Origin of the sequence: Devosia sp. BK (assembly GCF_032907385.1) — a bacterium.
Taxonomy (GTDB): Bacteria; Pseudomonadota; Alphaproteobacteria; order Rhizobiales; family Devosiaceae; genus Devosia.
Window position 1 is genome coordinate 854,341 of sequence record NZ_JAIMBX010000001.1, and the last position, 13,550, is coordinate 867,890.

Sequence of the window (13,550 nt, forward strand, 5' to 3'; positions counted from 1 at the left end):
AAAAGCAAAGGCCGGATCGCGAGATCCGGCCTTTTTCAATTCAAAGCGATTAGAGCGCTTACGCCATGGCCTTCTGGAGGTTGGCGTCAATGGCGTCGAGGAAGCCGATGGTCGAGAGCCATGGCTGATCTGGGCCGACGAGCAAGGAGAGATCCTTGGTCATCTTGCCTTCTTCGATGGTGTCGACGGTGACCTTTTCGAGCGTCGAGGCAAACTTGGCGAGTGCCGCGTTGTCGTCGAGCTTGGCGCGGTGTGCGAGGCCACGGGTCCAGGCGAAGATCGACGCGGTCGAGTTCGTCGAGGTTTCCTTACCCTGCTGGTGCTGGCGGTAGTGACGGGTCACGGTGCCGTGGGCGGCTTCCGATTCCACGATCTTGCCATCGGGCGTTGCCAGAACCGAGGTCATCAGGCCGAGCGAGCCAAAGCCCTGGGCCACGATGTCGGATTGCACGTCGCCGTCATAGTTCTTACAGGCCCAGACATAGCCGCCTGACCACTTAAGGGCCGAAGCAACCATATCGTCGATCAGGCGGTGTTCGTACCAGATCTTCTTGGCTTCGAACTTTTCCTTGAACTCGGCTTCATAGATCTCCTGGAAGATATCCTTGAAGCGGCCGTCATAGACCTTGAGAATGGTGTTTTTGGTCGAGAGGTAGACCGGCACGCCACGGGCGAGGCCGTAGTTGAAGCTCGAATAGGCGAAGTCCCGGATCGACTCGTCCTGGTTGTACATGGCCATCGCCACGCCAGCGCCCGGAGCCTGATAGACTTCGTGCTCGATGACCTGACCGTCTTCGCCGGTGAACTTGATGGTCAACGTGCCCTTGCCGGGGAAGGTGAAGTCGGTGGCGCGGTACTGGTCGCCAAAGGCGTGACGGCCGACGATGATCGGCTGGGTCCAACCGGGAACGAGGCGCGGCACGTTCTTGCAGATGATGGGCTCGCGGAAGATCACGCCGCCAAGGATGTTGCGGATCGTGCCGTTGGGCGACTTCCACATCTTCTTGAGGCCGAATTCTTCGACGCGCTGCTCATCGGGGGTGATGGTGGCGCACTTGATGCCAACGCCATATTCGCGAATGGCATTGGCCGAATCCACGGTCACCCGATCGTTGGTGGCGTCGCGGTTTTCGATCGAGAGATCATAATACTTGATGTCGAGATCGAGGTAGGGATGGATCAGCTTGTCCTTGATCGCCTGCCAGATGATGCGGGTCATTTCATCGCCGTCGAGGTCCACAACTGGGTTGGCGACTTTGATCTTGCTCATCGGATACTCCCTGAAAATCCTTGCTTTGGCCCCTCGGCCAATTTCGCAGCCCCTATAGCATTATGAGCGCGAAGCGCAAAGACGGGTCCGGCAAGGGGGCATGCCATTGACCCGTGCATATGCACGGGTGTATTGAACTGCCATGCAGGATGATTTTGATATTTGCCTTGTGCTGAACACGCGAATGGCCGCTCGGACAGTCACGCGTCTGGCCGATCGGCGCCTACGACCGTTCGGCGTTACCGCGGCGCAATTTAATATCATGGGGATGCTGGTCAGCCGGCCGAACCGCTCCATTTCGGAAATGGCGAGCGAACTGGCCATGGAACGCACCACGTTGTCGCGCAATCTGGCGCTGCTCGAACGAAAAGGCTTGATCGCAACCGAAGCGACTGCCGAGGGAAAAGCGCGGCCCTTTGCCCTGACGGAAACTGGCCGCGCGGCTTTCGACAAAGCTGTTCCCGAATGGCGACGCTCGATTGCCGACCTGCGCCTCGCACTGCGCGACCCCAATTATGAGACTGTTATTAACGGGCTCCGCACTATCGCCCGCCTTTAGGCGGGACCTCCCACACAGACTATCTCCAAATGAACCCGTTCAAACACAGGACAAACCCATGCTGAAGCCCGATCCATCTGATCCAATCGTCGTTACAGGCATGGGAGCAGTGACCCCACTTGGCGTTGGTGTCGAGGTTTTCTGGCGCCGATTGATCGAGGGCAAAAGCGGTATCGTGCGCAATGACCGGTTCGATACCGAAGGCTTTGTGTCGCCTATCGCCGGCCTCGTGCCGGGCAAGGATCGCGATGAGCACGGCTTTGATCCCGTTGATTTCATCGATGCAAAGGAGGTCAAGAAAATGGACCTCTTCATCCAATACGCTTTGGGTGCGACGGCTGAAGCCCTAGCGCAGGCGAATTGGTTTCCCGAAACGCTTGAGGACCAACAGGCTACCGCGACGATCATCGGTTCGGGCGTCGGCGGTTCGCCAGTGATGGCCAAGGCGGTCGAGACGATCCGCGAGAAGGGACCGCGCCGGTTGTCGCCTTTCACCGTGCCGTCCTTCCTCGCCAATCTCGCCGCTGGCTGGATATCCATTCGCTACCAATTTCGCGGTCCAATAGGCACGCCGGTTACGGCTTGTGCTGCTTCCGCTCAGGCGCTTGGCGATGGTGTGCGGCTGCTGCTGACCGGTGAAGCCGAAGTCGTCGTGGCCGGTGGTGCCGAGGGATCCGTCGATCCTATTTCGGTCGGCGGTTTTGGCGCCGCCCGCGCGCTTTCCACGGCCTATGCGGATGATCCCACCAAAGCCTCACGGCCATTCGATAAGGGCCATGATGGCTTTGTGCTGTCGGAGGGCGCTGCTGTTGTCGTCATAGAAAAGCTCAGCCATGCGCTAAAGCGCGGTGCGACGCCTTTGGCGATGGTTGCCGGCTACGGCACATCGGCTGATGCCTATCATCTGACCTCAGGGTCTCCGGATGGGGCAGGAGCGCAGGTTGCGATGCGCAATGCGATCAAAATGGCTGGGATTGACCAGTCAGCGATTGGTTACGTCAACGCGCATGCGACATCGACTCAGGTCGGCGATATGGCTGAGATTGCCGGCATCGGCGCCGTCTTCTCCGGGCGCGGCAAGGATCTGGCGGTTTCGTCCACCAAGTCGGCTACGGGTCATCTTCTCGGCGCAGCAGGGGCGCTCGAAGCTATCGTGGCGATTCAAGCCATCCGCAACGACATGCTGCCGCCGACGATCAATCTCGACGATCCGGTGGAAGAGGCAGACATTTTCGATCTGGTGCCGAACAAGGCAAAGCCCAAGCAGTTGGACTACGTGCTGTCCAATTCCTTTGGTTTTGGCGGCGTCAACGCGGCGCTTGTCTTCGGCAAAGCGCCGTAATTCTATTTGGCTGGGAGCGTGGCGACAAAGCGTCGGCATCGCCCCAGCCAATCAGCGAGATTGTCGTCGTCTTCGAGGGCATCGCCCGAGACGACGACGAAGCCGGTCATGCTGCGGCCGCCCATATCCATGATGCTGGCTCCAGAAATAGCAAGCGCCTCATCCATTCCGTCCTTGCCCACGCGGACAATGAGACTGCCTTCCTTTGTCGGGCAGCACAGCATGTTTCCGTTTTGCATAAATGCGCGGCCGCCGAACATTTTCCTCTCGGTGAGAAAAGGCAGGGGCCCGAGGACATCGCGGACGCGATCGCTCAACTCGTCGCATGCCAGGCTCATCACGCTTCGTCCTTTCTATAGGTGTCGTGACGCGGAAGGTGATCGGCGATCAGATCCCAGGCTTGATGGCTCCGTGAAAAGATCAACTGGTTTGGCTTGAACCAGTCATTGGCACCCGCGAAAATGCCCACAGGCACTATACGAAGCGCAGGGGCGCGCGAACTCTGAGCGAGTAGCGTAGTGCCACATTCGGGGCAGAAGTGGCGCGTGAAGCTTGCTCCGGATGCAGCCGGGCGGGAGATCGACTTCAGCGCGCCTCGCGTCCGAACGTCTTCAGCACGTAAAAGAACGACAGCAGAATGTCCGGCGCCGCCAACGCGCTGGCAATTCTCGCATGAGCACATGAACATGGACACGGGTCGGCCGGCGACGTGAACGGAATTGGCACCGCAGTCACAGTGTCCGTATTGATCCAGGTTAAGATTGTTTTTGTGGGTCATGGCAAAAAGTTGCATGCTCGGTGCGGGTCTGCAAGATGCCTCGACGTCCCCTTAATCCGCGGAGAAAGTATCATGGGTTACTATCCGCACTTCCCGGTATCGACACAAAGGTTGCGGCTCCGCCCATTCACCCGCGGTGATGTCGATGCGGTGTTCGACTATCGCGGTCGGGCTGATGTCGCACTCTACCTCTTCGATTCAGCGCTCAGCCGAGATGAGTGCGCCCAAGCGGTGCAGCAGCGCATCGTCCATACCAATTGGGCAGAAGAGGGCGATAAGATTGTGCTGGCGGTGGAGCTCTCAGACAGCTCGCGTGTCATTGGCGAAATGTCGCTCATTTGGCGAGACGTCGATGCCCGTCAGGCCGAGATAGGTTGGATTTTTCACCCGGAATATCAGGGCCGTGGCTACGCGACGGAGGCGGCGCGTGCGGTCATCAACCTAGGATTTTATGGTGGGGACATCCATCGCATCTTTGCACGGTGTGACGCGCGGAACAGTCCGTCGTGGCGCCTCATGGAGCGGTTGGGCATGCGCCGTGAAGCACACTTTCGCGAGCATGCACGGTACAAGGGTGGCTGGGATGAGGAGTTCATCTATGCTGTTTTGCAGCGCGAATGGCAGGGCGACAACCAGCCCTGATCGCCGCAAGACGTATTGCTCCATGATATGTGGTTTCACCAATGTCATCCGGAGACGTCCCTGTTTGTGCCTGCAAGTGCTAAGTGAACTGAATTTCATTAGATATTGCAGGAACTTCCATCCGATCATGCCGTTGTCCCCTTGGAGCGTCCAGCAGCTTACATAAGGGGCGGAATCGTCATGTCGGGTTTGAATTTTCCAATCACTACCAATCGTCTTGTTCTTCGTCCGTTTGAGCGCAGTGATGTGCGCCTGGTCGCGCGCTATCTCACTCTGCCGTCCGTCCAACGCTACCTGGCTCGCCCAACGCGCTATGCTGAAGATGTTGCCGGCGCCGTCGAAGTCATGCGCAACCAGATCGGTTTGCAGCGTCCGGGCGATGTTCTGACCCTTGCGATGCAGCGCAAAGGCGATCAGGCCGTCCTCGGTCATGTGTCGCTGAAATGGTCTGACGCGACCGCGGGGCAGGGTGAATTGCTTTTCTGCATCGATCCGGCTCATGCTGGTAACGGCTTCCTCACCGAAGCTCTCACGGCGATGCTGAACCTCTCCTTCGATCATTTCCGCATTCACCGCATTTTCGTGCGCTGCGATGGCCGCAATCATCACTCGGCCAAGCTGATGCAGAAGCTCGGTATGCGCCTTGAAGCTCACTATCGTGAACACGCGCTGTTCCAGGGCGAATGGGACGAGGAACTGCACTTTGCCATTCTCGATCGCGAATGGCAGGCATCGTCCAAGGTGCGCCCATTGCCGCTTCGCGAACGCGTGGCCTGATTTGCACCTGAGGCGCATCTGCGCTATGTCGCCGCCAAATCGGCTGGATGGCGCAGATGGCAGGCACTGACACTTCCCTCTCCATAACGCTGGCCCCGGGGCCAGCGATTATTTTATGCGAACCGCAATTAGGCGAGAATATCGGCACTGCGGCACGCGCCATGGCCAATTTCGGGCTGTGGGACCTGCGCCTTGTTCGCCCGCGCGACGGTTGGCCGAATGAAAAGGCGGTAGCAGCCGCCTCCCGCGCCGATCATGTGCTCGAAAGAGTGCGTGTTTTCGAAACGCTGGAAGACGCCATTGCCGACCTCAAGCTGGTCTATGCCACGACGGCCCGTTCGCGCGACATGCAGAAGGAAGTGTTGGGGCCGGAAGAAGCATCGATCAACATGGCCCAGAGCATCAATGCCGGGCAGGGGGCAGGATTGCTGTTCGGTCGCGAGCGTTGGGGCCTTCTCAATGATGAAGTCGCCATGTCGGACGCAATCGTAACCCTCCCGGTCGAACCAGCATTCGCGTCTCTCAACATCGCCCAGGCGGTGTTGTTGATGGCATATGAATGGCGCCGCCATGGTGGCCCGGGCAAAGATCTGCCCTTTGGGGACGGGCTCGATGAAGCCGCGCCGCGCAATGAACTTGTCGGGCTGTTCGAGCATCTCGAAGGCGTGCTTGATCAGAGTGGCTTCTTCACGACGCCGGATAAGCGGCCGAGCATGGTCAACAATCTGCGCACGGCGCTCACCCGGGGGCGATTTACCAGCCAGGAAATCCGCACACTGCGTGGCGTGATTTCTTCGATCGACCGGCGCCATGAGCGCCCAAATCCAAACCGGCAGAAGGCTGAGGCCGATAAACCGATCACGGATTAATCTGCCGAACGGATCGGGCCAGATTCGCCTTTGACGCCGGTGCGACAAAGTGTCATGCCGGGTCATCATGTCCACGACCCATCCTACTGAGCCAAATCGGCTTGCCTTTACCTATCCCGGCTTTCGCTTTTTCTGGCTGACGACACTGTTCGTCAGCTTTGCCGTGCAGATCATGTCGGTCTCCATCGCCTGGCAGATTTTTGCCGTGACTGGTGATTATTTCCTGCTCGGCCTTGTTGGGCTATGTCTGTTTCTCCCGGCGCTCTGCCTTATCCTCGTTACGGGATTGACCGCCGACCGCTTCAATCGTCGCGGCATCATGGCAATCTGCCTTACCGTGGAATTGCTCTGCGCCCTCGGATTTCTGGCCTTGGTCGAGGTTGAAGCCCATCAGGTCTGGCCGATCTTTGTCATTCTGGTTGTCCTCGGCACCGCCCGCGCCTTCTGGGGTCCTGCGGCGCAATCGCTGGCGCCAAATCTGGTGCCGCCTGAGGCACTATCAAACGCGATCACAGTCAATGCGTCGGCCTGGCAGATTGCCAGTATCGCTGGACCATCTGTTGGTGGTGTCCTCTACGCAATCAGTCCGATCCTCGCCTTTGGCACAGCCGCCGTGCTGCTGGTCTGCGGCGCTGTCTGCGTCATTCTCATTCCGAAGCCCACTCAGCAACGGGCCCAGCAGGCGACGAGCCTTGAAACCATCTTTGGAGGCTTCCGCTACATTCTGTCCAACAAGGTGGTGCTCGGTGCCATCTCTTTGGACATGTTTGCGGTGCTCATGGGCGGCGCCGTTGCGCTGCTGCCTGCCTTTACCGAGGAAATCCTCCACGGCGGGCCAATGGAATTCGGCGTGCTGCGCGCCGCGCCCGGAATTGGCGCGCTCACCATGGCGCTCGTCTTGACCAAGTTCCCGGTGCGCAAGCATGCGGGCAAGACCCTCTTTGCCTTCGTGGCGCTCTTTGGTCTCTTCACGCTCGTCTTCGGCCTCTCGACCAGCGTTTGGCTCTCCATTGCTGCGTTGATGCTGGTGGGTGCTGCCGACATGGTCAGCGTCACGATCCGCGAAACCATCATGCAGCTTTGGACGCCGGAAGAGGTCCGCGGACGTGTCAACGCGGTCAATTCAGTCTTCATTGGTGCATCCAACGAGCTTGGAGAGTTTCGCGCCGGGACCGTTGCGCACTTCATCGGTCCGGTTGCCGCGGTGGCCGTCGGAGGTGTCGGCGCCATGCTCGTCGCTGGGCTCTGGAGCCGGCTCTTTCCGCAACTGCGAGAGCAGGACAGTTTGGACAAGAAGATGGTCTGAAACCCCTCCGGCGCTTGACAGGATGGCCCCTCGCCACTATCAAGCGCCCACCTATCCGGCCCTCGGGCCTTATAGGCGCACCCGGGATCTCCTGAATTTTTAGGAATCTGTCGGCCCTCGGCGACGAGGGCAAAGGAGGGCGCGATCCATTCAAACTATGAAAGGGATACGCGATGTCGAAGCGTCATTCTGTAAAGTACAAGATTGACCGCCGTCTTGGCGAGAACATCTGGGGCCGTCCGAAGTCCCCGCTCAACGCACGTGCCTATGGCCCCGGCCAGCACGGTCAGCGTCGCAAGGGCAAGCTTTCGGACTACGGTCTGCAGCTCCGCGCCAAGCAGAAGCTGAAGGGCTACTATGGCTCGATCACTGAAAAGGCTTTCCGTCGTCTTTATGACGAAGCCAGCCGTCGCAAGGGCGACACTGGTGAAAACCTGATCGGTCTGCTCGAGTCGCGCCTCGACGCGATCATCTATCGTGCGAAGTTCGTCGCAACGGTGTTTGCTGCTCGTCAGTTCGTGAGCCACGGCCACGTGACCGTCAACGGCCAGCGCGTGAACATCCCATCCTACCAGGTCAAGGTTGGCGACAAGATCGAAGTGCGTGAGCGCTCCAAGCAGCTCACCGTCGTTCTCGAAGCCGTCCAGCTCGCTGAACGCGATGTGCCGGATTACGTAGAAGTCGACCACAACAAGATGGTCGCCACCTACGCCCGCGTGCCCGCTCTCTCGGACGTGCCGTACCCGGTCCAGATGGAACCGAACCTCGTCGTCGAATTTTATTCGCGCTAAGCGAACACGACGCACAGAACTGGGAAGGGCCGCCATCTGGTGGCCCTTTTCTTTTGGCTCAATGAGATGGTCTAAAAAGGAAAGGCTGGTGCGGTTAGCCCAGCCCCTGCGTTAAGACCGCAGGTCCTGGCCTTCGCTACGCGATGAGTCCCATGACCTTGAACGCCTGCGCATAGTGCGCGTGCGACAGAAAGGTCCTGGAACGATGAAACAGTCTATCGCCGTCATTGCACTCGGCGTCGCCGACATCGCCCGCTCACGCCGCTTCTATGGCGAAGGCTTTGGGTGGACGCCTGTCTTCGACAATCCCGAAATCGTTTTTTTACCAAATGAACGGGTTCGTGCTGGGTACCTTCCTCAAGTCAGCACTGGAGGAAGACATGAACCTGACGGATCTACCGGTGGGTCCCGGTGCCTATGCGCTAGCCCACAATGTCCCGAACAAAGAAGATGTCGAGCCGATCATGGATGCCCTTGTTTCAGCCGGAGGCACGCTTCTGCGCAAGGCCGATGCGCCAATCCATGGCGGCTTCCGCGGTTACATCGCGGACCCGGATGGGCACGCCTGGGAAATTGCCTGGAACCCGGCATGGCCGATCGATGAGAACGGTCACGTCACTTTTGCCGTGTGATCAAAGGCGAAGGGCCGCTCCGAGGAGTGGCCCTTTTGTTTGAGTATCAGGTAGTCGCAGCGCCGCTGACGCTTTCCTTGATCGGCTCTTGATCCTTCGGGATAAAGCTCTCGAAGAGACGCAGACGCAGATAGACCGACTGCAGTTCGACAATCGTTGTCCAGGCGCGAGCGAAGAACTGGAACGAGGACGAAACCTGGCCAAAAGCCAACTGTACCTGCTGATAGACACCCATGGTCAGGCCGCCAGCAAGAATAGTCGGCGCCATGGTTAGAAGCGGAACGTATCCAACCATGTTGAGGTAGGCGTAACGCGCCAGGTTGAAGTAGGTGTAGTGGAAATAGAGCCTAAAATAGTTCTTCTGCACATTGGCAAAGAGCTCCTTCACCGTTGGCGGATCGGCGCGCTCGGCATGATCTTCGCCAAACACCAGTTCCTTACGATAGGCTGCTTCAACGCGCTGATTGGCAAAGTTAAGGCCGGGTAGTTTGATACCAACGGTCGCAAGCAGCACCGTGCCGATAATGGCGGCTGCAAGTGCCACCCAGACCAGACTGCCGGGAACTTCACCGACGAACGGCAGCTCGGTGATCGTGCTCGATAGTCCCCACAGCATCGGCAGAAACACGACAAGCGTGATCAGCGAGCTGAAGAACGCCGTGCCGAGATCCTCAACGATGGTCGCGAAACGCATGGTGTCTTCCTGAACACGTTGCGCGGCACCTTCTGTTTGGCGGATCGCTGGCCAATGCGCCATGTAGTAGAAGTTCATCGCCTTGCGCCAACGGAAGACGTAGTGCGAGGTGAAGAAGGCGAGCAAAACTGAAACGATGATGGTTGGCATCAATACGATCAGCAGCGTGAAGACCTCGCCGTAAAAACGCTCTGGCGAAACCGACCGCGGCTGGGTCAACGCCAGCTGGATCATATCGAAGAACACGCCAGACCATTCGTTGACGAACGCTTCGACCTGCACTTGGAAATAGATGACCAAAAGGATGCCGGTCGACCCGACGACGCTCCACCAATACCATTCGTTGCGCTTGTAAAAGTACCAGAAGACGCAGAACGCAAATGCAACGAGCAGCACATACTCATAAAGCCAGACGCGATCCCCGTTGAGGAAGTTGCCAACCGAGGACTCGGCGGCGCCTGCAGCGGCAGCCTGTTGCGAGGTCGAAGTGGTGCTTTCTGTCGTCGCCGGAGCATTGGGGTTGGTCTGATCAGCGCCCGCCGCAGGCTGCGCCGCAACCGGATCGTCTGCCGTCGTCGGTTGATCGGCCGCCGGTGTCTCCGTCGAGGCGATCTGGGGGTGGGTGAACCGATCAATACTGATGACCGACCGGATGGGTTCGCCGACGGCAAACCAGATCAGTACGGAGGCCAGCAGCCACAAGGCAGCCGACGAAAAGAATATCTTGGGTACGGGGAAAAAGGAGCGGAACACCGGGAGACTCCAAGGTGCCAGGAAGATGTGTCATCTAACTGTGGCATTACGCATAAAACAAGGACAGGAAGTTAAGCTTTGGTAAGGTTGAGGCCTGTCGCTTTTGCTTTCCCTGCGCTGCTGCAGGGGGTATCAGCAGGGCGAAGGTTCATATGGGAGATTTGCCATGACCGCGGTGATGGAAGCCCCGACCACGCCGGCTGACGAAAATGAAACTGGTGCGCATCCGATTTTCGCCAAGGCACCGCGTTCGGTCGAGTTCAACAAGCTGCGGAAGCGTCTCATCCGCAACACGCGTGAGGCTCTCGAAAAATTCGGCATGGTCCGGCCCGGAGAGAAATGGCTGATTGCCCTTTCGGGCGGCAAGGACAGCTATGGCCTCCTCGCTCTGCTGCTTGATCTCAAGTGGCGCGGCCTGCTGCCGGTGGAGCTCTTGGCCTGCAATCTCGATCAGGGCCAGCCGAACTTTCCCAAGCATATCCTGCCGGAATTCCTTGAGGGATTGGGGATCGAGCATCGCATCGAATATCAGGACACCTATTCGATTGTGACCGACAAACTGCCGCAGGGCGCGACATATTGCTCGCTCTGCTCGCGCCTTCGCCGCGGCAATCTCTACCGCATCGCGCGGGAAGAAGGCTGCACGGCGCTGGTGCTAGGTCATCATCGCGACGACAGCCTCGAAACCTTCTTCATGAACATGTTCCATGGTGGGAAGCTGGCGGCTATGCCAGCCAAGCTCGTCAACGACGAGGGCGATCTGCAGGTGCTGCGGCCGCTGATCTATTGCGCAGAGGAAGATCTGCAGAAATTTTCCGATGCCATGCAGTTCCCGATCATTCCCTGCGATCTCTGTGGCTCGCAGGATGGGCTCGAGCGCAATGCGATGAAGGCCATGCTGACCGATATCGAAAAGCGGATGCCGGGCCGCAAGGATGTCATGATCCGTGCGCTCGGCAATATTAATGCGAGCCACATGCTGGATCCTAAACTCTTTGATTTCGCCAGCCTGACCGTGAGCGCAAAGGAAGAAAACGCATGAATATCGAACGGCTTGCTGGAATATTGCGCGAAGCGGCCAAGGCCGAGATCATGCCGCGTTTCCGGCATCTCGACGAAGGCATGGTGCGCAGCAAGACTAACGCGTTCGATCTCGTTACCGAAGCCGACGAGAATGCGGAGCGGGTCATTACGGCGGCGATCAATGCTCATTCGCCCAATACTGTCGTTGTCGGCGAGGAAGCGGTTTCCGCCAATCCGGCGCTGCTCGAAACCAACTTTGAAGATCGCACCGTCATCTATGTCGATCCAGTCGACGGCACCTACAATTTCGCCGCTGACCTACCGCTTTTTGCCGTGATGGCGGCGGTCGTAGAAAATGGCGAGACCGTTGCCGGCGTCATTTACGACCCAATGGGCGACGACTTCATGATGACCGAGCGCGGCTGCGGCACTTGGCAAGTGTTCCCGGATGGACGCCGCGTGCGGCAGAAATTTGTTGAAGCTGCGCCGCTTGCCGAGATGGGCGGGCTGGCTTCGGTCTCTTATCTGCCCGAGGGCGTGCGTAGCCAGGTCCTCGCCAATCTGGCCAAGGTCCAGATGTTCGCAAACTATCGCTGTGCTGGCCATGAATATCGCATGGCCGCCAGCGGGCACGTCCATTTCCTCATGTATAATAAGCTGATGCCGTGGGACCACGTTGCCGGCGCGCTGATGATGCGCGAAGCCGGTGCCCATGTCGCGCGCCTTGATGGCTCGGAATACAAGGCACGTCACAGTGACGGCGGGCTGCTTATTGCGCCAAGCAAGGAGAGTTGGGACGAACTCCGCCGCGAGGTCTTTACGGTCTAGCCCCTGCGCTGAACGCTTTGGCAGCGGCCTCTATCGCGCCGACGCCTCGCGCGATGCCCAAAGATTCCATGCCCGCTTCTATGCTGGACAGAACGCCAAGCACCATATGGGCATTGACGTGTCCCATGTGACCAATGCGTAAGAAATCGCCATAGGCTGGCTCGCTGGAGAGAGCCATTCCGAGACCTATGCCCAGTGTGACGCCTGCTTCTTGCTCCATCCAGCGCCGCAATTTCAGGGCGCCACCATTGCCTATGCGCGCTGCGGTGACGGAGTGTCCGCGGGCGGACGGATCAGCAATATTGAGACCGATATGGGAGTGCCCAGCGCTCCAGGCGTCTAGCGCCGACCACACGCATCTGCCAAGCGTGTGGTGGCGCTGCCAGACGTTCTCCAAGCCTTCTTCGTTCAAAATCATATCAAGTGCTTCGCGCATGCCAAAGAGGTGCTGCGTCGGAGCGGTGCCCCCGAAATAATGCCAAAACTCGGCGCCATCGGTTCGCGGTGACCAATCCCAATAGGGTGTTCTGAGATCGCTCTCTGCGGATCGCTCGCGCGCCTTGTCGGAAAACCAGAGAAAGGCGAGACCCGGTGGCATCATCAGGCCCTTTTGGCTGGCGCCGACGATGACATCGACGCCCCAATCGTCCATGCGCAATTCGTCGCAGCCGAGGCTCGCGACGGCATCGACGGCAAGGAGAGCAGGGTGCCCGGCGGCATCAATGGCACGGCGGATTGCGGCAATGTCATTCTTCGCTGATGAGGCCGTGTCGACATGCGTGACCATGAGCACCTTGATGTTGTGCGATATGTCGGTCTGCAATCGCTCCGCGATCAAATCCGGATTGGCTGCGCCTGACTTGCCACAATCCATCACCTCAACGTCCACACCCATTCGTATGGCTGAGCTTGCCCAGCCCGTGCCGAAAAGTCCGGTCGCGACCAGAAGAGCCTTGTCGCCACGCGAAAAGAGGTTCGCACTCGCGGCCTCCCATGCGCCGTGTCCGTTGGCAATATAGATTGCCGCGTTCTGCCTGGTGACTGCCACGCGCCGGAGATCGGCCATCAGGCCATCCATCATCTCAACTACTTCGCCTTCATAGATATTGGGCGAGGCGCGATGCATGGCGTTCAGCACACGCTCCGGCACGACAGATGGACCGGGAATGGCGAGATAGGTGCGACCTGACATGGCAGATTCCAGAGTGATAGACGCTTTAGCCTAGACTTCCTCGACAGACCCGCAAAGTGTCTTGACCAACTTGCTCGACTCATAAGTCTATGCT

At 58.7% G+C, this 13,550-nt stretch carries 14 protein-coding genes and 1 pseudogene; 10 read left to right on the forward strand and 5 right to left on the reverse strand.

Features of this window, described 5'->3' with window-relative positions:
* Positions 1–58 precede the first annotated feature (58 nt).
* Entirely contained in the window at positions 59–1,270 is a 1,212-nt protein-coding gene (locus tag DevBK_RS04075; RefSeq protein ID WP_317184545.1) for an NADP-dependent isocitrate dehydrogenase, read from the reverse strand.
* A gap of 184 nt (positions 1,271–1,454) precedes the next feature.
* On the opposite strand from DevBK_RS04075, the gene DevBK_RS04080 reads away from it, so the two are divergent.
* Together DevBK_RS04080 and fabF are read left to right on the forward strand one after the other, a co-directional pair.
* On the forward strand, positions 1,455–1,829 hold the full coding sequence (locus DevBK_RS04080; RefSeq protein WP_317184546.1) for a MarR family winged helix-turn-helix transcriptional regulator: 375 nt from the start codon (positions 1,455–1,457) through the stop codon (positions 1,827–1,829).
* A gap of 58 nt (positions 1,830–1,887) precedes the next feature.
* On the forward strand, positions 1,888–3,171 hold the full coding sequence (fabF, locus tag DevBK_RS04085) for a beta-ketoacyl-ACP synthase II (protein WP_317184547.1): 1,284 nt from the start codon (positions 1,888–1,890) through the stop codon (positions 3,169–3,171).
* A gap of 2 nt (positions 3,172–3,173) precedes the next feature.
* Here fabF and DevBK_RS04090 read toward each other — a convergent pair whose 3' ends face one another.
* Both DevBK_RS04090 and DevBK_RS20995 read right to left on the reverse strand, forming a co-directional pair.
* Positions 3,174–3,509, reverse strand: a complete 336-nt coding sequence (locus tag DevBK_RS04090; RefSeq protein WP_317184548.1) for a TfoX/Sxy family protein — start codon at positions 3,507–3,509, stop codon at positions 3,174–3,176.
* Positions 3,509–3,964, reverse strand: a complete 456-nt coding sequence (locus tag DevBK_RS20995) for a GFA family protein (protein WP_410494035.1) — start codon at positions 3,962–3,964, stop codon at positions 3,509–3,511. The genes DevBK_RS04090 and DevBK_RS20995 overlap by 1 nt, the downstream gene beginning before the upstream one ends.
* A 57-nt stretch (positions 3,965–4,021) precedes the next feature.
* Between DevBK_RS20995 and DevBK_RS04095 the strand changes: the two genes are divergently transcribed.
* From DevBK_RS04095 to DevBK_RS04120, 6 genes and pseudogenes are all read left to right on the forward strand, one after another.
* Entirely contained in the window at positions 4,022–4,591 is a 570-nt protein-coding gene (locus tag DevBK_RS04095; protein ID WP_317184549.1) for a GNAT family protein, read from the forward strand.
* A 180-nt stretch (positions 4,592–4,771) separates the two neighbouring features.
* Entirely contained in the window at positions 4,772–5,368 is a 597-nt protein-coding gene (locus DevBK_RS04100) for a GNAT family N-acetyltransferase (RefSeq protein WP_062630400.1), read from the forward strand.
* A 56-nt stretch (positions 5,369–5,424) separates the two neighbouring features.
* A complete protein-coding gene (locus DevBK_RS04105) occupies positions 5,425–6,237 on the forward strand; it encodes an RNA methyltransferase (protein ID WP_061911615.1) in 813 nt (270 codons plus the stop codon).
* A gap of 67 nt (positions 6,238–6,304) precedes the next feature.
* On the forward strand, positions 6,305–7,543 hold the full coding sequence (locus tag DevBK_RS04110; protein ID WP_317184550.1) for an MFS transporter: 1,239 nt from the start codon (positions 6,305–6,307) through the stop codon (positions 7,541–7,543).
* A 173-nt stretch (positions 7,544–7,716) separates the two neighbouring features.
* Positions 7,717–8,334: a 30S ribosomal protein S4 gene (rpsD, locus tag DevBK_RS04115; protein WP_061911256.1), complete on the forward strand. Its 618-nt coding sequence runs from the start codon at positions 7,717–7,719 to the stop codon at positions 8,332–8,334.
* Positions 8,335–8,539: 205 nt separating this feature from the next.
* Positions 8,540–8,966: pseudogene (locus tag DevBK_RS04120) on the forward strand (VOC family protein).
* A 46-nt stretch (positions 8,967–9,012) separates the two neighbouring features.
* On the opposite strand, the gene DevBK_RS04125 reads toward DevBK_RS04120, so the two are convergent.
* Complete coding sequence (locus DevBK_RS04125) at positions 9,013–10,413, reverse strand: peptide transporter (RefSeq protein ID WP_317184551.1); 1,401 nt, start codon at positions 10,411–10,413, stop codon at positions 9,013–9,015.
* A 178-nt stretch (positions 10,414–10,591) separates the two neighbouring features.
* Here DevBK_RS04125 and ttcA point away from each other — a divergent pair, with 178 nt between their 5' ends.
* Both ttcA and DevBK_RS04135 read left to right on the forward strand, forming a co-directional pair.
* Positions 10,592–11,455: a tRNA 2-thiocytidine(32) synthetase TtcA gene (gene ttcA, locus DevBK_RS04130; RefSeq protein WP_317185588.1), complete on the forward strand. Its 864-nt coding sequence runs from the start codon at positions 10,592–10,594 to the stop codon at positions 11,453–11,455.
* Positions 11,452–12,264 carry an inositol monophosphatase gene (locus tag DevBK_RS04135; protein WP_317184552.1) on the forward strand — a complete coding sequence of 271 codons (813 nt, stop codon included), beginning with the start codon at positions 11,452–11,454 and terminating at the stop codon, positions 12,262–12,264. The genes ttcA and DevBK_RS04135 overlap by 4 nt, the downstream gene beginning before the upstream one ends.
* Here DevBK_RS04135 and DevBK_RS04140 read toward each other — a convergent pair.
* Positions 12,254–13,456 (reverse strand): pyridoxal-phosphate-dependent aminotransferase family protein, encoded by a 1,203-nt coding sequence (locus DevBK_RS04140; protein ID WP_317184553.1) that lies wholly within the window; start codon positions 13,454–13,456, stop codon positions 12,254–12,256. The two genes, DevBK_RS04135 and DevBK_RS04140, sit on opposite strands and share 11 nt — an antisense overlap.
* Between the last annotated feature and the right edge of the window lie 94 nt (positions 13,457–13,550).